Origin of the sequence: Robertmurraya mangrovi (genome assembly GCF_034427655.1) — a bacterium.
GTDB classification, from domain to species: domain Bacteria; phylum Bacillota; class Bacilli; order Bacillales; family Cytobacillaceae; genus Robertmurraya_A; species Robertmurraya_A mangrovi.
In genome coordinates this window covers 166,357-186,030 of record NZ_JAXOFX010000001.1, presented here as the reverse complement: position 1 = coordinate 186,030, position 19,674 = coordinate 166,357, and the positions used below count along the sequence as shown (strand labels likewise).

Sequence of the window (19,674 nt, the reverse complement as noted above, 5' to 3'; positions counted from 1 at the left end):
CTTATGTTCGATAACTTGCATTTATTTTCACATAATCATAAGAAAGGTCACATCCCCAAGCTTTACCCTTCCCATTACCCATTTGTAAATCTACGAATATATGAATCAAATCGTTTGATAAATAATCTTTTGCTTCCTCTTCATTAAACAATTGCGGTTCGCTATCTTGTAACATGGCAATGGGACCGATTTTTATATTTACTGTGCCACTATTTATTGCTGCCTGTGACTGACCAATGGCTCCAATAATCCTTCCCCAGTTTGCATCTGCTCCATAGATAGCGGTTTTAACTAAGTTAGAACCAACAATTTGTTTAGCTACTTTTCTTGCATCTTCATCACACTTTGCGCCGATTACTTCTACTTCAACTAATTTGGTTGCACCTTCCCCATCTTTAGCTATCTGTTTCGCTAAGCTCTCACTCGTTTTAGTTAGTAATTGAATGAAGGTTTCCCAATCTTTGTGGTTAGGAGAGAGGGAATCATTTTCAGCCAAACCATTTGCCATTACAAGAACCATGTCATTTGTGGAAGTATCTCCATCAACGGTAATTTGATTAAATGTATGGTTTGTTATTTGTTTTAAAGCAAACTGCAAATGCTCAGGAGCTATGTTTGCGTCTGTAGTAATAAAACCAAGCATCGTTGCCATATTGGGATGAATCATCCCAGAGCCTTTTGCTGCTCCTCCCATATAAACGGTCTTACCATCAATCTCAGCTGAATAACAGCAATTCTTTGTCACTGTATCTGTTGTTAATATAGCTGTTTCAAAATCTTTGGAATGCTGTATAGAACAACCTACTTCTATTTCTTCAATTCCTTTTTCGATTTTATTCATTGGCAAGAATTCACCAATCACTCCTGTTGAGGCAATTGCCACTAAATGTGGGTTTATAGAAAGCTTTTCAGCTGCCAAATTCCTCATTTTAAAGGCATCTTTCAGTCCTCTTTCACCAGTACAAGCATTAGCACAGGCACTATTTACAACAACTGCTTGGAGTAGTCCCTCCTGACCAATGCTCTCTTGTGTGACCTTTAAAGGTGCTGCTTGAAAGGTGTTTAAGGTGTAGACTGCTGCACTTGAAGCGGGAACTTCACTTGTAATCATTCCTATATCCTTCTTTGTGTATCTTAATCCGGCGTGCGTTCCCGCTGCTTGAAAACCACGTGGAGTAATAATACTTCCTTCTTTCACTTCTTTAACCTGTAAACACACCGATATAGCTTCCAACACCTATTCCTCCTTATGGGTACAGTGGGCTAAAATTAAGGCCCGTTTGCTGATCTAATCCAAACATAATATTTGCGTTTTGAACGGCCTGACCTGCAGCACCCTTCATTAAATTATCAATCACTGAGACAATGGTTAACCTCCCTGTTCGCTTGTCAACATGCAGGCCAATATCACAATAATTTGTACTGCATACTTCCTTTATGGCAGGGAAAGTACCTTTAGGGCGTATTCGAACAAATGGATGCTTTTCATAGGTGTTTTTATATAAATCTATAAGTTTATCAGTGTCCAAATCTTCTATTAATTGAACATATATCGTTGTCATAATCCCTCTTGTAACAGGTAAGAGGTGGGTGGAAAATGTAATGGGCTTAATCTCTCCATTCCACATTCTTAGTTGCTGCTCAATCTCTGGCGTATGTTGGTGTTCGTTTACTTTATAAATTTTTAGATTTTCATTCACTTCTGTATAAAGGGTCCCGTTAGATGGGGTTTTTCCAGCTCCTGAAGTACCCGATTTTGCATCAACAATAATAGAGGCTGGCTCTACAAATTGTTCTATAATGACTGGTGCTAGACCTAGTAAGGTTGCTGTCGGGTAACAACCAGGGTTAGCTATCCACTTGGCTGATTGAATGCTTTCCTCATTCCATTCACTGAGTCCGTACACAGACTCAGTTAGTATGGAGTTTTTAACAGGATCCTTTTTGTACCACTGAATATACTCACTTGAATCTTTCAGCCTTAAATCACCAGATAAATCAATGATTTTAATATCCTTATCAATCAGTTGTTCTACCAGTCTCTTTGATATTCCTGATGGCGTTGCTAAAAATACTACGTCACTTTCTTCTCCAATCCGGTCAAAATCAATATCCTCCACTTTCTTATCGATAATGTGTAGCATATGAGGATACTCCTCTGAAATGGAACGGTCAACTTTTGTAGAATGGATAGAGTGTATGTCGAATACAGGATGTGAATGTAAAATTCTTAGGAGTTCAACCCCACTATATCCAGTTACCCCTATTATTGATACTTTCATAACCTTATCCTTTCTCACACCTAATGTATATTTATTTACTAAAATTAATTTTTATAAATCGATTCTCTTATTATAAGAAGGTCAGTTTATAAAATCAACCCAATTTTTGAAAATTTTTCTTTTATAACGGAATTACTATTTTTTTAAATTTGTCTTCTTTTTGAAAACAGGACAATATTACTAAAATAAAAACATTGTAAGGTTGACTCTCACTTCACACTATCTTTATAGTTAAACTAGCGAAGAACTTCCTTCCAATAAAAAGGTGGTTAAAATATGCAGTCATACACTCAATTATCTACAGAATTACTAGAATTATTGCGAACAGCTAACCATATTAGAAGAATTGAGAAAGGGACATACCTTTTTCACGAAGGGCAAATTGCAAAGGAACTATATCTAGTCCTTAGTGGTAAAATTCAACTTAGTAAAATGGTTCCCGATGGACGTGAACTTACGATTCGGATGTGTTCTGAAGGAGATTTGATCGGTGAACTCGTCATTTTTTGCGAAGACCAAAACTATATGTTAAATGCTAAAATTAATGAAAGTGGAGAAGTAGCGGTCATTTCTAAGAAAGAACTTGAAGAAAAGCTCGGAGAAAACCATGCTCTTGCACTTGAATTTATGAAATGGTTTAGCGGGCAATATAGACGAACACAGACAAAGTTTAGAGACTTAATTCTACATGGAAAAAAGGGAGCTCTGTACTCGACTTTAATCCGCTTATCTAATAGCTATGGGATGAAATGTCTTGAGGGAATTATGATTGACACTCCCTTAACCAATCAAGAACTAGCCAACTTCTGTGGAACCTCCAGGGAAGTAGTTAACCGCTTGCTAAGTGATTTGAGAAAAAACGAGGTGATCTCTATTGAAAAAGGGATTATCACCATACATGATCTTGAATATTTAAAAATAGAAATTGACTGCGAAAACTGTCCAATTGACATATGCAATGTAGAATGAAAAAACTCAGCTTATAGCTGAGTTTTTTATATCATCATTGCTATTAACAGAATAATAAAAAATAGAACTGCATTCACGATTTCTAGTATTCCGACCTTCTTAACTGAGTACGGTTTACCATAACAATATATGGCTCTTAAAAGACTTGGTATAAATGCTAGCGCAACCCACGAAAAACCACTTACTATCCACATAATAGGAAGTAAACTATGATACCCCCATGAAATTCCCTTGTACAACTTACTCTTCTTCTCACGAATCATTGTCTTTACATAAAAAGTACTTCCCAGAAAAAATAAAACAGTAGATATAAAAACAATGATAGAATACTCATTCAACTCACCCAATGTTAAAAAACTACTAGCTAAACCTGCTATTCCAAATACTATAATGGCGCTAATATCATTTAGTAAGGCTCTTTCATTATTTATACTAGAATAATAAGCATTCAAAATGAAGAAGGGTATCATTACAAATCCAAAGTAAATAATAGTAGGTCGAGTAACTAATGGCACTAATAATAAGAGTAAAGCAGGTACCATATATATAATTGTCCATTTTGTATAAAGAGACGCTTTATTCTTTTTCTTTTTAAATAAAAGTAGTGCTGGATAGGTCGCTAAGTATAACAACAGCCAACCAAAGAAAAACGGTACATGCTGCCAAATAAGTCCACCTGAAAATCCCCCTAACCAAAAAGGGATAAATAGCATAGCCCATGCCCCATGTTGTTTAGGCAAAAATAGTTTCATATAGGTTTCACTCCTTGTTATAACCTACTTCTACTATAAAATAATTAGTTTGAAGAGTATGTGAGGCACATCACATTCAAATAAAAACAAAAAGCTACCATTCTAATTGGCAGCTTTACTGTAACTTCTTTATGAATCTATTCCTTAAGTATAAATGTGGTTTTATTAAATACGATAAATATTTTGTAAAAGATAGAGCTAATAAAAGAGTGAGAATTAAAATAAAATGTAAGCGAGAAAGGAAAGAAATATTACGTATTAAGTCCATATCCGGCTCAAGGTAAGCTAAACTTATGACCCAATGTAATAGCTGCTTTGGATCATCAGAAATATTATAAAAAGCAAACACACCTAACCCTGTTAACAAGCATAAAACGAGTAACGCGCTCAAGGCTCGTTCTACCAATAGGCTCTGCTTCTTATAAACTTGCTCCCCTTCATGTAGTTTGGTCGTATCCATTCGCCATATTACTCCCATCACTAATATAGCCACTACCATATAAGGATAAATAATCCAGAGCATGAACGGTAACATCTCCACTATTCTCACCCCAATCCTCTATAAATCAAACATATTCCCCTTGAATTATAGTAACAAGGAATGATAAAGGAATCAGTGACAAAAGTTACATTTTTGACAAATTTATTAATTTTTTTCAACTATTTTATGAACAAGCACCTATGAGGTTGGTTAGGCTAAACATTTTTCAACTGAAAGTCCTTAATAGACCCCATGAGCCAATCAATCCCATTTGGGTCATCTTTATGGAATGAAGGAATCTTTTCAAATTCAATCCCTACCATAAGTTCCTCATCCCAAAAGTATATCACTTGGACATTCTTTAATTTATTTAGGAGTGTGACATCTTCCTCATTTCGAATAATCACAGCCTTAGGATAATCTTCAAATTTATGACCTTCAATTAAAATAATGTCAGGCTTAAAAAAAGAGATTAGCTGAATTTTTTCTACTAGTCCGAACGTCTCCATTTCCGCTTGAAGGATCAGTCGTCCTTCACCTTCCACCAATGAAACGACGGCACCAGCTTCAATATGCTGAGAGGAGTCTTTAGCTTCTGGAACCTCAGGTTTTCCTCCATGGCCATGGTGCTTGATCGTTACAACCTTAATGCTCTCCTTACTCAACATGTTTATTAGATTTTTTAAGAAGGTAGTTTTTCCGCTATTCTGAAAGCCAACTACCTGAAAAATAACAGGTTTTACCACGGCCATTCGCTTCCTACTGTATCTTCAAGCAATAATACTTCGACTTCATCGCCTGCCGTAAATCCTCTTGTACCACCTGGTAACACGATAAAGGAGTTGGCCCCAGCTAGGCTCATAACAATATTTGATTTATCTACACCACTTGGTGCTGCCACAAGCCTACCCTCTTGAATAGATAATCTACTTCTCACAAACCTTGTAAATGGATTAGCTTTCGGAAAGTCAACTTCAAGTATTGCTTTTTCCTTCCTCAAATGTGGTTTCTTTGAGAACAACATAGTATGAATAATCGGTCTAGCAAATAACTCAAACCCAACATAGCAAGCTGATGGATTTCCTGATAACCCAAATAAAATCTTATTTTCTAGAGTTGCCACTGTTGTAACACTACCAGGACGCATGGCCACTTTATTAAATAAGACTTTTGCATTTAATTTCTCGTAAATAGCGGGTAAATAATCAAAATCACCTACTGAGACCCCACCAGTAGTAATTAGAATATCTACTTGATCTATTGCATTTTTGATAGCCTCATAACAAGTATCGAATTCGTCAGGTAATTTACCAAAATACTTAACAGCCGCTCCAGCTCTTTCAATTTGTGCACAGATCATATGTGAATTGCTATTTCTAATTTTACCAGGTTGAAGTTCATCCTCTACTTCTAATAGTTCAGTCCCCGTTGCATAAAGTCCTATTAATGGCTTTTTAGCAACAGGCACTTTTTCATAGCCAAATGTTGCTAATATCGCTTGAATTCCTGGATTGATTTTTGACCCCTTCTTTACGAGAACATCCCCCTTTTTGGCATCTTCACCTTTAAAAGAGACATTTTCTCCTTTCTTATATGAGCGCTTTATTGACATATACGTATGATCTTCACGTTCAGAAGATGTGGTGAGTTCAAGCATAACAACACAATCACATTCCTTAGGCATTTGAGCACCTGTCATAATTCGAACAGCTTGAAAGGGACCTACTTCCTTTGTTGTAACCATACCTGCCCCAATGTGGTCTATAACTTCAAATTCTACGGGATTAGTTAATGATGCTTCAGAGCTGTCAACCGAACGTATAGCAAATCCGTCATAAGGAGAACGGTCAAAATGAGGAACATCATGTGTTGCAACTAAGTCTTCCGATAAATATCTATTATAACTATCATATATTGACACAAACTCGGTTTCACCATTTCGTTTATAATTCATAATCTTTGAAACTGCCTCACCAACTGGTATAGGCATTCTTCTTTCTACCATTTAATCAACTCCCATAATTATTCGGGCTTCTATTTTTTCAATTATGTATTATTTCCATACATATTATTAACCTACACGAAATCAATAAACAAGACAATTGTTTCAACCCTACACTAAAAATTGTCACAATTTAATCGAGAATAAAACAAAATGTGTGACGCTCATCACCTCATTAACATTAGGATTCCATTATTCTAAGAGTGTAAACAACAGGCTACTATTCGAACTAACTAGTAGAGCCTTTACCTATAGGAGGAGATTTAAATGAATTTTCCATTCACAGTAGAATCAAAAGTTAAGGATATTGTAAATGAAATGCCTAAAGCAGCTGACCTTTTTAAAAAATATCGCATCGATTTTTGTTGTGGAGGAAATATCCCACTAGAACAAGCAGCTAGCGAAAAATCGGTAGACCTAAAGCAATTAATGGAAGAACTTAAACAAGTTTTTATTGATAATGAAGGCATGGAAGAAGATTTATCCGTTTGGACAGAATCAGCATCGGATAAAATTATTGACCATATTAAAGACCATTACCACCGTCCCCTTGAAGAAGAACTAACAAATTTAAGTCCTTATGTTACTAAAGTATCCAGAGTTCATGGTGAACACCGTCCTGAGTTATTAAGAGTATACGAATTATTTTACGAATTAAAGAGAGAACTACTAGAGCATACAGCTAAAGAAGAAGAAATCGTCTTTCCTTTACTTCAGCAATTAGAAGATCCGAACGTAGAAAATAAAGAGCAAATCATTCAACAAATTGAGGAACTTGAAAAAGAACATGACCATGCTGGTGCTATTCTTAAAGAGTTACGTGAAATCACTTCCGATTTTACTCCTCCATTAGACGCATGTGGAACATATCGTTTAGTCTACAAAAGATTAGAACTACTTGAAGGGGAAACTTTCATGCATGTACATTTAGAAAACAACATTTTATTCCCTAGATATATAGAAGCATAGATTGCCTGAGCTACGATGATTCGTAGCTCTTTTTTTACACAAAAACGTATTAGGTTAGAGCAAAGATATACCAAATGTCATCAATTGTTCAAAAATAATATTATAAAGGTGAACATATTGTTAACATACTCTCAATGATATTGACTTCATCCTCCCCATCCTTCATTCTATAAAAATAAATGGCTGTTATCGTAATGATTGTTGTTATTTGTAAAAATCCAAAAGCCGATTTTTACCCTTAAATAGTTAAAGAGTGCTACAAATTTAGATGGTAAGGCTTTTTCTAAAACTAATGACCTTTTAAACCAATGTAGCATGTATAATTTATAGGCAAATTTATATATGTGAGAAGCAACAAGGTTTTAGAAAAGATCCAAATAAATAAATCATTTTGCCTCTGACATTTGAGTCAGAGCATTTATATAAAAACCATATTGATAGTTAGGGGTGACGGTGATGACAGGCAAACTAAAATCTACACATTCTATTGAGATTAAAGAATTACTTCACCTATCGGATCGAAAGTTTAAAACTAAAAAGGGAACATATTTATTCCAAGAGGGTATGGAAGCAGAAGAGCTTTATATCGTCCTTTCTGGTAAAGTTCAAATTAGTAAAATCACTGCAGATGGAAGAGAACTTTCTTTACGCATTTGTGGAGAGAACGACATTTGTGGAGAGTTAACTTTATTTACAGATAATCCAAAGTATCTTTTAAGCGCAAAAGTATTAGAACAAGGAGAAATACTTGCAATTCGAAAAGAGACACTCGAAAAAGAGGTGTTCCATAATAGTGCTTTAGCATTTGAGTTTATGAAATGGATGAGTGACCACTTTCGTAAAACGCAGACGAAATTTCGAGACCTAGTTTTAAACGGGAAAAAAGGAGCTCTTTACTCCACACTCATAAGAATGACAAATAGTTATGGAATTGCCACAAGCGAAGGAATTCTTATTGATTTACCTTTAACCAATCAAGAATTAGCGAATTTCTGTGCCACTTCCCGTGAAAGTACGAATAGAATTTTAAATGAATTAAAATCAGCAGACGTTATTTCTATTAGTAAAGGGAAAATCGTTGTACGTGACTTACAATTTTTGAAAAATGAAATCGGGTGTGAAAATTGCCCGGATATTTATTGTAGTATTGAATAATTATTTAAGGAGAGTTTCCCAGTTGGTGAAACCCTCCTTTTTATCTTTTATACCGTTTTCTTTCTCATTGCCTTTGGTATATAGATGCAATATGGTTCGCTTTCTAAATAATCACCTGTTAATGCATAAGCTCTTGACCTAGAACCCCCACATACAAAACGATACTCACATTGCCCACATTTTCCTTTATATTTATCTGGATTTCTTAAGTCCTTAAAGATTGGTGAATCTCTATAGATTTCGGCAAGAGGTTGCTCTCTCACATTACCCGCTTTAACAGGTAGAAGACCGCTAGGATAAACATCACCAATATGTGAGATGAAGACAAAGCCATTTCCATCATTTACACCTTTTGGCGCTCTTCCCAGTCCATCAATGGATCCTGTTAACCCTTGTTGAGTGAGCGCATCTAAATATTGAATTTCTTCTCCATGATCTTTCATTTCTCTCATTTTTTGTTGGATAAATACCCTGCGATAATGCTGAGCTGCAGTTGTTTTTATATCAAAAGATACCTTTTTACTTAAATCTTGTAGCCATAAAAATACTTTCTCATGCTCAAGTGGTGAAATCATATCCTTCTCTTGTCCCCTACCAGTAGGTACTAGAAAGAACACGCTCCATAGAACACATTCTAACTCTTCTACAAGCTTTGCCATTTCATCTAAATAGTCATTGTTGTACCTCGAAATAACGGTATTTATTTGGATAGGTATTTCTAATTCGTGTAGATATTTTATTCTTTCTATCGTTAAGTCAAACGAACCTGAAGTTCCACGAAAATGATCATGTATTTCTGCATTTGGTCCATCTAAACTAAAGGCCCAACGAGATAAACCTACATTCTTAGCTTTTTCGATTGCTTCCTTCGTAACGTTAGGGGTTGCACTCGGAGTCATTGACACTCTTACACCCTTTTTGACCGCATATTCTGCTATATCAAAAACATCTTTTCTCATTAACGGGTCCCCGCCAGTAAAAACAAGCATTGGGTTGTTCATCTCATATATTTGATCGATTAAATCCTTACCTTCATCAAAAGTTAACTCCCTTGGATCTCTTCTATATTGAGCTTCAGCACGACAATGTAAACATTTTAATTGACAGGCCCGAGTTAATTCCCAAATAACAATAAAAGGATTCTTATTAAAATCTCTATTTATATGCATGACTATGCACCCCTATATTGTGTCTTCATGTTAAGTAGCATTAAACCTAACCTAATTATAAAAGACTTTTTCTCATAAATGTGTGAAGTACCTCACAATCGGTTTAATCCACGACAAAAAAGCCACAGAAAGAAAATAGCTTCTGCGGCTGGAGGTATATTTTTTATTAACGAATTCCTAAAGCAATTTTTGCATATCTAGACATTCTTTCTTTAGACCAAGGTGGATTCCAAACAATATTAACTTCAGTTTCTTTCACTTCCGGAATGTCAGCTAATGCATCTTTTACGTGTTCAACAATCGTTCCTGCTAATGGACATCCCATTGAAGTTAATGTCATCGTAACAGTTGCCTTTCCCTCTTCGTCTAAATCAACATCATAAACTAAACCTAAATTAACGATATCTATACCAAGCTCTGGATCCACTACAAGTTCCAAAGCACCCATCATACTATCTTTTAAATCTTGATCCAATTTTGTCACTCCTTTATTTCTTTTAAAAACTCTGATTAATAAACCATAAGGCTCATCCTTATTTTATGCTAGATGGCTCTCCTAGGGAAGTGATGTACATCATATCGGAGGAAAGTAAATGCTTTTCAAACCATTCTACCGTTTTAAGTACTCCATCTCTACTTACTTTATGATCTGCATGTTCATCCGAAATGAACTGTAGATACTCAGGATTTTTCTTATATAGAGTCTTAATCTCTTTATAAAACTGGTATGTAAAATGATACGGGACAACTGTATCTTGTTTACCATGCCAGAATAATAATGGTCTGTTTGCTAATTTTTCAGGCTGAAGACTTAAATCAAGCTCCCTTAATTGATTTAATAATTGATCTAAATCACTTTGTGCTAATGGAAGTGTAATGTTATTCTTTTTTAATTCTTCTAACTGCCAAAGAGCAAATTTTTCATAATAGGGCATACCCATTAAGCTAACTGCTGACTTTACCCATGGATATTTAGTTAAAGCTCCTAAAGTAACGATCCCTCCCATTGAGGTCCCAGCAAGCCCAATCTTTTGACTGTCTATTTTATTTTCACCTTCAAAGTAGGTTTTAATTAAATCTAAATCATCAATCATTTTTAAAACAATTTCCCAAAAGCGTATATTTAGATCGTGTTTGCTTAAAGTCGGTTTTCGCTCCCCATGATAAAGAGCTTCAGGTAATACCACTCTAAAGCCTTTTTCAGCCAACAAATATGCATAGTGGAGATTGTGTTCCTTTGCACTAGTAAAGCCATGAACAAAAATGACTAACGGTAACTTCTCATCAAAAAGTTCCTTTTGAGCGAGGTGTAATAACGGTATTTCTCCTATACGTTTATTTTCTACAACAATCATTTTTTACCCTCCCTAACTTTAAAACACCACTATATTCAAATGTTTCGTGATAAAAATAAGGCAATATATTTATGTTTTACTGAAAAAATTGTTAACATTGTGTATAAGTAAAAAATTTAAAACGTACATTGTATATACAACTTGTCTTTAAAGAAATGTAAATTGTTTCTATATTTCAAGTGTAACATGTAGACATTTAAATTCTCAAAGCTTTAGACTTAAAAGAAAAGCGGAAGCGCCCGTTTAGAGTGAAGAACATAATGAACAGATACATAAGTTTTTTTACACTAACTATATTAACGAACGAACGAGGAGGACTTTTTTTATGGCAGAAAAACATCTTATCGCCTTAGATTTAGATGGAACATTATTAAAAGATGATAAAACCATTTCATCTACAACTAAAAAAGTAATTGCGAGAGCGCGTGAGGAAGGTCATATCGTTATGATAGCGACTGGAAGACCTTTCCGTTCTAGTGAAATGTATTATAAAGAACTTAATTTAAATACACCGATAGTAAATTTCAATGGAGCCTTTGTACACCATCCATTACAAAATAGCTGGGGAGCCTATCATACGCCTTTAGATATGGGGGTTGCTAAAGATATTGTTGAGGCATGTCAATCCTTTGAGTTCCACAATATTATTGCTGAGGTAATTGATGATGTTTATTTCCATTATCATGATGAAAAGTTAATGGATATTTTTGGTCTAGGTGAACCATCCATAACTACAGGGGATATTAGGAGATTTTTAAAAGATGATCCAACAAGCTTACTTATTCATACAGATGAGGAACATGTAAAATCTATCCGCAATCATTTATCAGATGTACACGCAGAAGTGATTGATCACCGCCGATGGGCTGCACCTTGGCATGTTATTGAAATTGTAAAAACAGGCCTTAATAAGGCGATTGGACTCAAAACAGTATCAGACTACCTTCATATCCCAAAAGAACGAATAATCGCCTTTGGTGACGAGGACAACGATTTAGAAATGTTAGAGTTTGCGGGTCGAGGAATTGCCATGGGGAATGCAATTGAGGAATTAAAGAATATTTCAAATGAGATCACATTAACCAACGAAGAAGATGGAATTGCAAAATATTTAAATGACTTTTTAAATTTAAAAGCCCTTTAAATATTCCTGTCAAAATAATTCAAGTAAATCCATTAACTCCCCATTTTATCCGCTTCACCTAAAGCACATACTAGATAAGGAAGCGGCAATGCTGTTTCAAAAAGCTCGGATGGAGGGATTTAACGATGGGTAAACGTAATAAGTCAAAACGATTTGTCCAACAAGGTGTTGATAGTGTGTCAAAACATGATGAACGCATCCCTTATCATACAACTTATGCAGAAGCTGAAGCACGCAAAATGGAAAACGTCAAAGAATCATCACTTGGAGGAATATAATGGGTAACCGACTATTCCAAGAAGCTAGACGCAGCGTTGAAATGGCAAAGAATTCAACGGGAAGTGGACAACATGATTCTATTGAGCGTGCAAAAAATGCTTTAAATTCTGCGTATGCAAACTCTACACTGGCCGAACAGGCACAGTTGAGAGAAATGCGAAACGAGCTTGATCAATTAGTTTAACACAAATGTATATAAAGCTGGCACTTTTGAAAGTGCCAGCTTTTTGATTATAACCTTTGGAGCAGAGCGGGATAAGTATGGATAGTGTTTCCATCTTTATCTTTTTCATATAAATTTAAAATTAAAGAAGCATTCGTTGGCAGTTTATTCTTTGAGATACTTATTTGTATTTTAAATTGCTCCCAGCTTGGAAATGATTTGGTTGTTTTTACCTCGGTCTCTTCTACATATTGATTATGGCCGTCTTCCACCGTGTAATAAAATACTTTTTGATTAGGTCTAGCCTCTCCTGTAATAGTGTATTGCCCCTCTTCACCTGTTACTTTTATATTCTTAAATACTGGATTTTCTGCAGGAATGGTAAAAGGTGTTTCAGAACTTAGCCGAGTTTGGTCAGAAATTGGTTTTTGATTGATTTTTCTAGCTAGTAATTCTCCTCTAGCTTTATACTCTCCAGCTTGCACTCTCTTACCATTCTTTTGATAGTTCCAACTTTCCGTCCATGTTTTCTTTTCGTTCGGCTTTATGACCAACGTTTGAAGAGCTTGAGTAAACGATTTGTCCTTAGAGTACAAGTACACTTCTTCGCCTTTATCGTTTAACACCTTAATTTCGTATAGTTGTGATGTATTGAACTCAAAAAGTAAATCTTCTGTGCTATTATTCAATACGGTTAACTCAAACTCAATACTCTCTGGTCCAGCTAATGGGGTTAGACTAAACAAATAGTCCCCTGTCTCTTGTTTCTCTTCTGCCCCAAATACAACCTGTGGAATCATTAGCAATAAAGTAAAAATTGGTATTAGTATTCGTTTCATATTTCCCTCCATTTTTTAATCCCTGCGGAAAAACCCAAAAATTCCCGCTGTTTGGACAATATTGGTGAAAGCCTTTGGGTCTACTTCCTTAATAATTTGCTCTAATTCGAACAATTCATAACGAGTAATGACAATAATCATTAATTCTTTGTTTTCATTTGTGAAAGCGCCTTTTGCTGGAACAGTTGTTATTCCTCGAACCAGTTTTGAATAAATAGCTTGTTTTAATTCATCTGCTTTCTTCGTTATAATCATAGCTGTAAGTTTTTCATGCCTTGTATGAATCGCATCAATGACACGAGTAGAAGCATATAAAGCAACAAGTGTATAAAGAGCTTTTTCCCAGCCATACAAATAACCAGCAGATATGATAATGATGCTGTTAAGCGTGAAAAAGTATGTACCAACTGGCTTATCATTCATCCTTGATAAAACCATTGCGATAATATCCATTCCACCTGTAGAAGCACCCCATTTTAAAGTAAGCCCAACACCAACTGCTGCAATTACTCCCCCAAAAACAGCATTCAAAAGAATATCTTGAGAGACACCAATAATAGGTATGACCTCAAGAAAAATAGACATCGAAAGTACACTAAAAAAGCTATAGATAGTAAAAGATTTCCCTACCTTAAACCACCCTAAAATAGTCACAGGTATATTTAAAATGAAAAGAAGAATTCCTGTAGAGATGTATCCACCGAAAATACTTGAAAGCAACTGGGCTGTACCAGTAAACCCACTTGCATAAACGTTTGCAGGTATTAAGAAAAAGTTCATCGCAATTGCATTTAAAACGGCACCAATTAATACGACAATAATCTTCTTTACATGAAGAATAACGATCCCTCCTAAAAGTATCCGGTCGTTTTCAGAATAGGTAGTCAATGATTTCATTATTCACCAAAACCATTGTTATTAATTTGTTACCCTATTTCTAGTATTCTCAGTACAATTAATTGTATTTCCAACAATTATTCTTTAAACTAATTAGTAATAAGTTTTAAAAAGTAGGTGATGGTTTATGTCAGTCAAGATTCTAGCTGACAGCGCTAGTGATTTACCATTAAGTTTTTATCAAGAATATGATATTGAGCTATTTCCTTTAAAGGTTCATCTGAATGATACAGAATACGAGGATTTAAAAACGATTGACCCCAAAACGGTATACAATGCCATTCGCGAGGGTCATGTTCCTAAAACTTCACAAGCCTCTCCGTTAGGTTTTGAAGAAGTCTTCACAAAAATGGCTGAAAACAACGAAGACGGTATATACATAGCATTTTCTTCACAACTTTCAGGTACATATCAAACGGCTGTTATGATCCTTGAACAAGTAAAGGAAAAGTATCCAAATTTCAACTTAACGATTGTTGATAGTAAATGTGCTTCTTTAGGCTATGGACTTGTTGTAAAATCAGCAGCTACTATGGCTAAAGAAAATAAATCAAAGGAAGAAATATTGAGAGATGTTAAATTCCGTACGGAGCATATGGAGCATCTTTTTACGGTCGAAGATTTAGAGTATTTAGCAAAAGGAGGCCGGGTTTCAAAAGCCTCAGCATTCCTTGGAGGACTTCTAAACATTAAACCATTATTAAATGTAGAAGATGGGAAATTAGTACCTATTGAAAAGATTCGTGGAAAGAAAAAATTACTTCGTCGAATAATAGAGCTTATGAAAGAACGTGGTCATTCACTTGATATTCAAACAGTAGGAATAAGCCATGCTGACGATGAAGAAACGGCTTTAGTGATGAAAAAGTTAGTTCAAGAAGAGTTTCAGACTAAAGATGTTTTTATTTCATCTATCGGGGGAGCTGTAGGTTCACATACGGGACCAGGTTCCATTTCCATATTCTTCTTAAATAAACTTCCATCTTAATATGTCATACATACTCCCTTCTGTTTTGTTAGAAAATATGGAAGAGCTTCTTTTAAGGAGCAATACCATTTTGAGAACAGAAAGGGGTATTTTTATGCCACATACTTCTGATAACGATAAAAAAGCAAAAGACAATAACGCTCTACGCCATGAAAAAAACATGATGAGAGAGAAAAATCGTAAAGCGGGTAAAAACCAGTATTCAAAGAAAACGGATCATCTATAATATAACGAGAGCCGTCCCAAAAAGGACGGCTCATCTATTTTACTCTTCATTATTTTCTTTACTATAAGTCCAGCCTTCTTCTTGATAGACTTTTCCTTCCTTCATTAACTTACCTAGAGCCCTCTTAAATGCCCCTTTACTCATTTGGAAGCGTTCTTCAATATCCTCAGGCATGCTCTTATCCCAATAAGGCATAGCTCCATTTCTTGACATTAAGTAATGGTACACTCTTTCTGAGTCGTCCATTAATGATTCTTGCTTTCGAGGGATTAAGGATACATTGATGGTTCCGTCTTCTTTTATATCAATGATACGTCCCTCTACTTTTTGTCCTAAACGAGGTTCTATTTTTCTCTGTGATTCATGGATAAACCCTTTAAAGCCTTCAGCCGTATAAATCCAGCTGCCTACCTTAGCTGTTCGATAAATGTGTCCCTGGATGTTTTTATTGAAGTCTGTACGAGTGGCAGGGATCATTTTTTCTTCGATGATGGGATCAGTAGCTAGTCTGGCGTATATACGGTTATTTCGGTTTACTCTTAAAGTGATATAAACAAGATCACCTTCAACAGGCCATACTGAACGATGAACAGGAAGATCATCTATGCCAAGTAGTATATCTTTGTTAATTCCAATATTAATGAATACACCTAGATCTGACTTTACGGAGCTTACTTTTGCCCAGTCATATCGGCCAACTGTAATGGTTGGTATCGTTGTTGTTGCAGCAATTCTACCTTGAGAGTCGGTATACAGAAATACATCTACCTCATCCCCTTCAGCGAATTCTCGGTCCGTATCATTTTTGTGCAGTAATACATCTTCTTCTACTTCGTCGTTTGATAAAAAGTAACCGAATGCAGCCTCACGTTCAACGGTTAAGTTAATAACCTGTCCTATGTAATCATTTAAAGACATATTAAAAAATTCCTCCTTATGTCCATTATTTTTGATCTCCACTTATTGATGTGGCTTTTAAACTGCGTCCGTTGATTTCCGCTCCAGGCACTTGCTTTCCGCAGGGAGGATTGGGAGCCTCCTCGGCGTGCCGCCTGTGGGGTCTCCCATTTCCTCTAATCCTGCAGGAGTCAAGTGCCTTCCGCTCCAATCAACTCTGTAGTTAAAAGTTAGAACCCAATAAAACAACAAACTAATAGTATTCATTATGGATTATTGTTATATCATTATCTTTCTACATAACCAAGTGAATCATTAAACAATTTACTGTATTTAATCATTTTAAATGATTGATGTACACTCAATATTCCAAGAAGTTGTTTGAACTGCTATATTTTACTATAATGGAGGCATAATGTGAAATTATATTTGTTGTTAACGAGTGTTAACGGAATTGGAGGTTATTATGTCTAAGGAAAGTTCATTTGATATTGTGTCTAAAGTAGAAATGTCTGAGGTTACTAATGCGATTACTGCTACTATGAAGGAGATTTCAACTCGTTATGATTTTAAGGGCAGTAAAAGTAACGTTTCTCTTGATAAAGAAGAGCTTGTTTTAGTGTCTGATGACGAGTATAAGCTAGGACAATTAAAAGATGTATTATTTAGTAAGCTAATTAAAAGAGGAGTTCCTATTAAGAACTTGGATTACGGGAAAATTGAGGGTGCATCAGGTGGAACCGTTCGTCAAAGAGCCAAATTAATGCAAGGAATAGATAAAGAGAATGCAAAAAAAATTAACACTATTATTAAAAATAGTGGTGTAAAAGTAAAGAGCCAAGTCCAAGATGACCAAGTGCGAGTTACCGGTAAGAGCCGTGACGATCTTCAAAAAATCATCGCTCTTGTAAAAGAAGCTGACTTAACAGTAGATGTTCAATTTGTGAATTATCGATAAGAAATACTAAACGACTGATTACCTCTCAGTCGTTTTTATTTTATTTTTTGATTATATTTTCCAAGGTTTTTCTCATACTAAAGTGGTATGTATTTCTAGGAGGGATTTGTCTATGAGTAGCAATCAGTCCAAAAAGACATTTCCACCACAGCATCAGGACAAACAGCCTGGTGTAGAATCGGAAATGACCCCTAAGCCTACATCAGTAGATAATCATTATAAAGGCTCGGGTAAACTGAAAAATAAAGTGGCTATTATTACCGGTGGAGATAGTGGAATAGGTAAATCAGTTTCTATTTACTTTGCTAAAGAAGGGGCCGATGTTGTCATCTCTTATTTAGATGAGCATGAGGATGCAAAGGAAACGAAGAAGCTTATTGAAGCTGAAGGGCAGAAGTGTATTTTAATTCCTGATGATATCGGATTGGAAAAAGTATGCAAAAACATAGTCAACCAAACCATGAAGGAGTTTGGTAAAATCGATATTCTTGTTAATAATGCTGCTGAACAACATCCGCAAAAGAGTCTATTAGATATCACAGCTGAACAGCTTGAGAAAACATTTAGAACCAATATCTTTTCCTTTTTCTATTTAACGAAGGCTGCTCTTCCTCACTTAAAAAAAGGCAGTTCAATTATCAATACCGCTTCCGTAACTGCTTATCAAGGGAATGAACTCCTTTTGGATTACTCCTCTACAAAAGGAGCAGTCGTATCCTTTACCCGTTCGTTAGCAAAGTCTTTAGCTGGTAATGGGATTCGTGTAAATGGGGTTGCACCTGGGCCCATTTGGACTCCACTCATCCCGTCGACTTTTGACTCTGAGAAAGTTTCTGAATTCGGTTCAACCACTCCTATGGGACGCGCAGGACAACCATATGAGCTTGCTCCTACCTATGTATACTTAGCTAGTGAGGATTCCTCTTATGTGAGTGGACAAATTCTCCATGTGAATGGTGGTACAATCGTTAACGGGTAATTAAGAACGAAATACGAAACGGCAATACGGAAGTATTGCCGTTTCATCTTAAACTTGAACTGTTCTCTCTATATTTGGGTGTGAACAAGTATAACGTTTAATCAGCTCGTATGGAATAATAATTCTCTTAGTTGGTTCTTTTGGATTTTTAATCATTTGAATCAAACTTTTTGCTGCCTCATATCCCAAATCAAAAATATTAATATCTACAGATGTTAATGGAGGTCTAGACATTTCTGATAAAAGGACATTGTTAAAACTCACAATAGATATATCTTCTGGGACAACAATACCCATTTCATCTAAAGTATTTAAAACACCCAATGCCATGAGATCATCAGCCACAACTAGAGCAGTAGGAGGTGTACTTAAAGATAGCAATTCACGTACTGCTTCCTGTCCACCTTCTTTTAGAAATTGTTCGTGTACGATATAATCATTATTTAAAGGAATATGGTGATCGCGTAGAGCTTTTTCATAGCCCAGTAACCTCTCTATAGTCACAACAAAATTCAAATTACCACCAACAAATGCGATATGATCATGCCCAAGTCCTATTAGATATTCCGTTACTTCTTTTGTTGCTCTAAAATTATCGTTATCTACGTGGGTAATTTCCTCCACGTTTTTAAACGGTTTTCCTATTACAACAAAAGGTATGTCTTGACTTTGTAGGTAAGTGAGAATTTTATCTTCTACTTTTGAATAAAGTAGAACAACTCCATCCACTCTTCCTCCTTGAACCATTTGGACGACACCATCATATATCTCTTCGTCTGTTTTTCCAGTAGTCATATAAAGACCATATTGTTTTTCATGGGCCCCCTCACTCAAACCTCTTAAAACAGTTGGAAAGAATGGGTTTTGAAAAACAACATCAGTTGCACTAGGCATAACAAGACCAATCGTTTGTGTAGATTGACTTGCAAGGCTTCTGGCGATAAAATTTGGGTGATAGCTTAACTGTTCCATCGCTTCCCTTACTTTTTGCTTTGTTTTTTCACTTATTCGAGGACTATTTGCAATGACACGGGAAACCGTCGACGGTGCTACATTGGCAAGCTTTGCTACATCTTTAATTGTTACAGCCATCTTTTCCTCCCCTTTTTAGCCAGCCATCTTATCTATATTTTTATTATCAATTACACAGTAAATGAAAACGTTTTAATT

At 35.6% G+C, this 19,674-nt stretch carries 23 protein-coding genes; 10 read left to right on the top strand and 13 right to left on the bottom strand.

The annotated features are described in order from the left end of the window. Position 1: 1 nt before the first annotated feature. Together argJ and argC are read right to left on the bottom strand one after the other, a co-directional pair. Positions 2-1,234, bottom strand: coding sequence for a bifunctional ornithine acetyltransferase/N-acetylglutamate synthase (gene argJ / locus SM124_RS01030; RefSeq protein WP_322444624.1), 1,233 nt, complete (start codon positions 1,232-1,234; stop codon positions 2-4). Positions 1,235-1,247: 13 nt separating this feature from the next. Continuing rightward, a complete protein-coding gene (argC, locus tag SM124_RS01025) occupies positions 1,248-2,282 on the bottom strand; it encodes an N-acetyl-gamma-glutamyl-phosphate reductase (protein WP_322444623.1) in 1,035 nt (344 codons plus the stop codon). Positions 2,283-2,558: 276 nt separating this feature from the next. Between argC and SM124_RS01020 the strand changes: the two genes are divergently transcribed. After that, the gene (locus SM124_RS01020; RefSeq protein WP_322444622.1) at positions 2,559-3,251 is read left to right on the top strand and encodes a Crp/Fnr family transcriptional regulator; all 693 of its coding nucleotides are present in this window, start codon (positions 2,559-2,561) and stop codon (positions 3,249-3,251) included. A 26-nt stretch (positions 3,252-3,277) separates the two neighbouring features. Here SM124_RS01020 and SM124_RS01015 read toward each other — a convergent pair whose 3' ends face one another. The 4 genes from SM124_RS01015 to SM124_RS01000 all read right to left on the bottom strand — a co-directional run bounded on the left by SM124_RS01015 (position 3,278) and on the right by SM124_RS01000 (position 6,489). Further along, a complete protein-coding gene (locus tag SM124_RS01015) occupies positions 3,278-4,003 on the bottom strand; it encodes a YwiC-like family protein (RefSeq protein ID WP_322444621.1) in 726 nt (241 codons plus the stop codon). A gap of 115 nt (positions 4,004-4,118) precedes the next feature. Then, positions 4,119-4,538 (bottom strand): respiratory nitrate reductase subunit gamma, encoded by a 420-nt coding sequence (locus tag SM124_RS01010; protein WP_322445033.1) that lies wholly within the window; start codon positions 4,536-4,538, stop codon positions 4,119-4,121. Positions 4,539-4,699: 161 nt separating this feature from the next. Further along, positions 4,700-5,236 (bottom strand): molybdopterin-guanine dinucleotide biosynthesis protein B, encoded by a 537-nt coding sequence (gene mobB, locus SM124_RS01005; protein WP_322444620.1) that lies wholly within the window; start codon positions 5,234-5,236, stop codon positions 4,700-4,702. Further along, positions 5,224-6,489, bottom strand: coding sequence for a molybdopterin molybdotransferase MoeA (locus tag SM124_RS01000; protein WP_322444619.1), 1,266 nt, complete (start codon positions 6,487-6,489; stop codon positions 5,224-5,226). The genes mobB and SM124_RS01000 overlap by 13 nt, the downstream gene beginning before the upstream one ends. Before the next feature lie 264 nt (positions 6,490-6,753). On the opposite strand from SM124_RS01000, the gene ric reads away from it, so the two are divergent. Further along, positions 6,754-7,455, top strand: a complete 702-nt coding sequence (gene ric, locus SM124_RS00995; protein WP_322444618.1) for an iron-sulfur cluster repair di-iron protein — start codon at positions 6,754-6,756, stop codon at positions 7,453-7,455. Between the two features lie 456 nt (positions 7,456-7,911). Next, a complete protein-coding gene (locus SM124_RS00990; RefSeq protein WP_322444617.1) occupies positions 7,912-8,610 on the top strand; it encodes a Crp/Fnr family transcriptional regulator in 699 nt (232 codons plus the stop codon). A gap of 47 nt (positions 8,611-8,657) precedes the next feature. On the opposite strand, the gene SM124_RS00985 is transcribed toward SM124_RS00990, so the two are convergent. From SM124_RS00985 to SM124_RS00975, 3 genes are all read right to left on the bottom strand, one after another. After that, positions 8,658-9,779: a TIGR04053 family radical SAM/SPASM domain-containing protein gene (locus SM124_RS00985; RefSeq protein WP_322444616.1), complete on the bottom strand. Its 1,122-nt coding sequence runs from the start codon at positions 9,777-9,779 to the stop codon at positions 8,658-8,660. Positions 9,780-9,945: 166 nt separating this feature from the next. Next, on the bottom strand, positions 9,946-10,254 hold the full coding sequence (locus tag SM124_RS00980) for a metal-sulfur cluster assembly factor (protein ID WP_322444615.1): 309 nt from the start codon (positions 10,252-10,254) through the stop codon (positions 9,946-9,948). 58 nt (positions 10,255-10,312) lie between these two features. Further along, a complete protein-coding gene (locus tag SM124_RS00975; protein ID WP_322444614.1) occupies positions 10,313-11,134 on the bottom strand; it encodes an alpha/beta fold hydrolase in 822 nt (273 codons plus the stop codon). Between the two features lie 325 nt (positions 11,135-11,459). On the opposite strand from SM124_RS00975, the gene SM124_RS00970 reads away from it, so the two are divergent. From SM124_RS00970 to SM124_RS00960, 3 genes are all read left to right on the top strand, one after another. Further along, positions 11,460-12,278, top strand: coding sequence for a Cof-type HAD-IIB family hydrolase (locus SM124_RS00970; RefSeq protein ID WP_322444613.1), 819 nt, complete (start codon positions 11,460-11,462; stop codon positions 12,276-12,278). 125 nt (positions 12,279-12,403) lie between these two features. Beyond that, a complete protein-coding gene (locus SM124_RS00965) occupies positions 12,404-12,556 on the top strand; it encodes a hypothetical protein (RefSeq protein ID WP_322444612.1) in 153 nt (50 codons plus the stop codon). Continuing rightward, on the top strand, positions 12,556-12,741 hold the full coding sequence (locus SM124_RS00960) for a DUF3813 domain-containing protein (protein ID WP_322444611.1): 186 nt from the start codon (positions 12,556-12,558) through the stop codon (positions 12,739-12,741). Before SM124_RS00965 ends, SM124_RS00960 begins: the two co-directional genes overlap by 1 nt. Positions 12,742-12,788: 47 nt before the next feature. Here SM124_RS00960 and SM124_RS00955 read toward each other — a convergent pair whose 3' ends face one another. Both SM124_RS00955 and SM124_RS00950 read right to left on the bottom strand, forming a co-directional pair. Then, positions 12,789-13,559 carry a BsuPI-related putative proteinase inhibitor gene (locus SM124_RS00955; RefSeq protein ID WP_322444610.1) on the bottom strand — a complete coding sequence of 257 codons (771 nt, stop codon included), beginning with the start codon at positions 13,557-13,559 and terminating at the stop codon, positions 12,789-12,791. 15 nt (positions 13,560-13,574) lie between these two features. Beyond that, a complete protein-coding gene (locus tag SM124_RS00950) occupies positions 13,575-14,456 on the bottom strand; it encodes a YitT family protein (RefSeq protein ID WP_407691364.1) in 882 nt (293 codons plus the stop codon). A gap of 127 nt (positions 14,457-14,583) precedes the next feature. Between SM124_RS00950 and fakB the strand changes: the two genes are divergently transcribed. Next, positions 14,584-15,444, top strand: coding sequence for a DegV family protein (gene fakB / locus SM124_RS00945; protein ID WP_322444609.1), 861 nt, complete (start codon positions 14,584-14,586; stop codon positions 15,442-15,444). Between the two features lie 94 nt (positions 15,445-15,538). Beyond that, on the top strand, positions 15,539-15,670 hold the full coding sequence (locus tag SM124_RS00940; protein ID WP_071976845.1) for a DUF3941 domain-containing protein: 132 nt from the start codon (positions 15,539-15,541) through the stop codon (positions 15,668-15,670). Between the two features lie 39 nt (positions 15,671-15,709). Here SM124_RS00940 and SM124_RS00935 read toward each other — a convergent pair whose 3' ends face one another. Continuing rightward, positions 15,710-16,588, bottom strand: a complete 879-nt coding sequence (locus tag SM124_RS00935) for a CvfB family protein (protein WP_322444608.1) — start codon at positions 16,586-16,588, stop codon at positions 15,710-15,712. A gap of 445 nt (positions 16,589-17,033) precedes the next feature. On the opposite strand from SM124_RS00935, the gene SM124_RS00930 reads away from it, so the two are divergent. Both SM124_RS00930 and SM124_RS00925 read left to right on the top strand, forming a co-directional pair. Next, the gene (locus SM124_RS00930; protein WP_322444607.1) at positions 17,034-17,525 is read left to right on the top strand and encodes a YajQ family cyclic di-GMP-binding protein; all 492 of its coding nucleotides are present in this window, start codon (positions 17,034-17,036) and stop codon (positions 17,523-17,525) included. 112 nt (positions 17,526-17,637) lie between these two features. Then, positions 17,638-18,504, top strand: coding sequence for an SDR family oxidoreductase (locus SM124_RS00925; RefSeq protein ID WP_322444606.1), 867 nt, complete (start codon positions 17,638-17,640; stop codon positions 18,502-18,504). Between the two features lie 48 nt (positions 18,505-18,552). On the opposite strand, the gene SM124_RS00920 is transcribed toward SM124_RS00925, so the two are convergent. Beyond that, positions 18,553-19,596, bottom strand: a complete 1,044-nt coding sequence (locus SM124_RS00920; RefSeq protein ID WP_322444605.1) for a LacI family DNA-binding transcriptional regulator — start codon at positions 19,594-19,596, stop codon at positions 18,553-18,555. Positions 19,597-19,674: the final 78 nt, after the last annotated feature.

Excerpts from the sequence above, each read along its gene's own strand:
- argC (WP_322444623.1), bottom strand. The coding sequence starts at position 2,282 with ATGAAAGTATCAATAATAGGGGTAACTGGATATAGTGGGGTTGAACTC.
- SM124_RS01020 (WP_322444622.1), top strand. The coding sequence starts at position 2,559 with ATGCAGTCATACACTCAATTATCTACAGAATTACTAGAATTATTGCGA.
- SM124_RS01015 (WP_322444621.1), bottom strand. The coding sequence starts at position 4,003 with ATGAAACTATTTTTGCCTAAACAACATGGGGCATGGGCTATGCTATTT.
- SM124_RS01010 (WP_322445033.1), bottom strand. The coding sequence starts at position 4,538 with ATGTTACCGTTCATGCTCTGGATTATTTATCCTTATATGGTAGTGGCT.
- mobB (WP_322444620.1), bottom strand. The coding sequence starts at position 5,236 with ATGGCCGTGGTAAAACCTGTTATTTTTCAGGTAGTTGGCTTTCAGAAT.
- SM124_RS01000 (WP_322444619.1), bottom strand. The coding sequence starts at position 6,489 with ATGGTAGAAAGAAGAATGCCTATACCAGTTGGTGAGGCAGTTTCAAAG.
- ric (WP_322444618.1), top strand. The coding sequence starts at position 6,754 with ATGAATTTTCCATTCACAGTAGAATCAAAAGTTAAGGATATTGTAAAT.
- SM124_RS00990 (WP_322444617.1), top strand. The coding sequence starts at position 7,912 with ATGACAGGCAAACTAAAATCTACACATTCTATTGAGATTAAAGAATTA.
- SM124_RS00985 (WP_322444616.1), bottom strand. The coding sequence starts at position 9,779 with ATGCATATAAATAGAGATTTTAATAAGAATCCTTTTATTGTTATTTGG.
- SM124_RS00975 (WP_322444614.1), bottom strand. The coding sequence starts at position 11,134 with ATGATTGTTGTAGAAAATAAACGTATAGGAGAAATACCGTTATTACAC.
- SM124_RS00970 (WP_322444613.1), top strand. The coding sequence starts at position 11,460 with ATGGCAGAAAAACATCTTATCGCCTTAGATTTAGATGGAACATTATTA.
- SM124_RS00965 (WP_322444612.1), top strand. The coding sequence starts at position 12,404 with ATGGGTAAACGTAATAAGTCAAAACGATTTGTCCAACAAGGTGTTGAT.
- SM124_RS00960 (WP_322444611.1), top strand. The coding sequence starts at position 12,556 with ATGGGTAACCGACTATTCCAAGAAGCTAGACGCAGCGTTGAAATGGCA.
- SM124_RS00955 (WP_322444610.1), bottom strand. The coding sequence starts at position 13,559 with ATGAAACGAATACTAATACCAATTTTTACTTTATTGCTAATGATTCCA.
- SM124_RS00950 (WP_407691364.1), bottom strand. The coding sequence starts at position 14,456 with ATGAAATCATTGACTACCTATTCTGAAAACGACCGGATACTTTTAGGA.
- fakB (WP_322444609.1), top strand. The coding sequence starts at position 14,584 with ATGTCAGTCAAGATTCTAGCTGACAGCGCTAGTGATTTACCATTAAGT.
- SM124_RS00940 (WP_071976845.1), top strand. The coding sequence starts at position 15,539 with ATGCCACATACTTCTGATAACGATAAAAAAGCAAAAGACAATAACGCT.
- SM124_RS00935 (WP_322444608.1), bottom strand. The coding sequence starts at position 16,588 with ATGTCTTTAAATGATTACATAGGACAGGTTATTAACTTAACCGTTGAA.
- SM124_RS00930 (WP_322444607.1), top strand. The coding sequence starts at position 17,034 with ATGTCTAAGGAAAGTTCATTTGATATTGTGTCTAAAGTAGAAATGTCT.
- SM124_RS00925 (WP_322444606.1), top strand. The coding sequence starts at position 17,638 with ATGAGTAGCAATCAGTCCAAAAAGACATTTCCACCACAGCATCAGGAC.
- SM124_RS00920 (WP_322444605.1), bottom strand. The coding sequence starts at position 19,596 with ATGGCTGTAACAATTAAAGATGTAGCAAAGCTTGCCAATGTAGCACCG.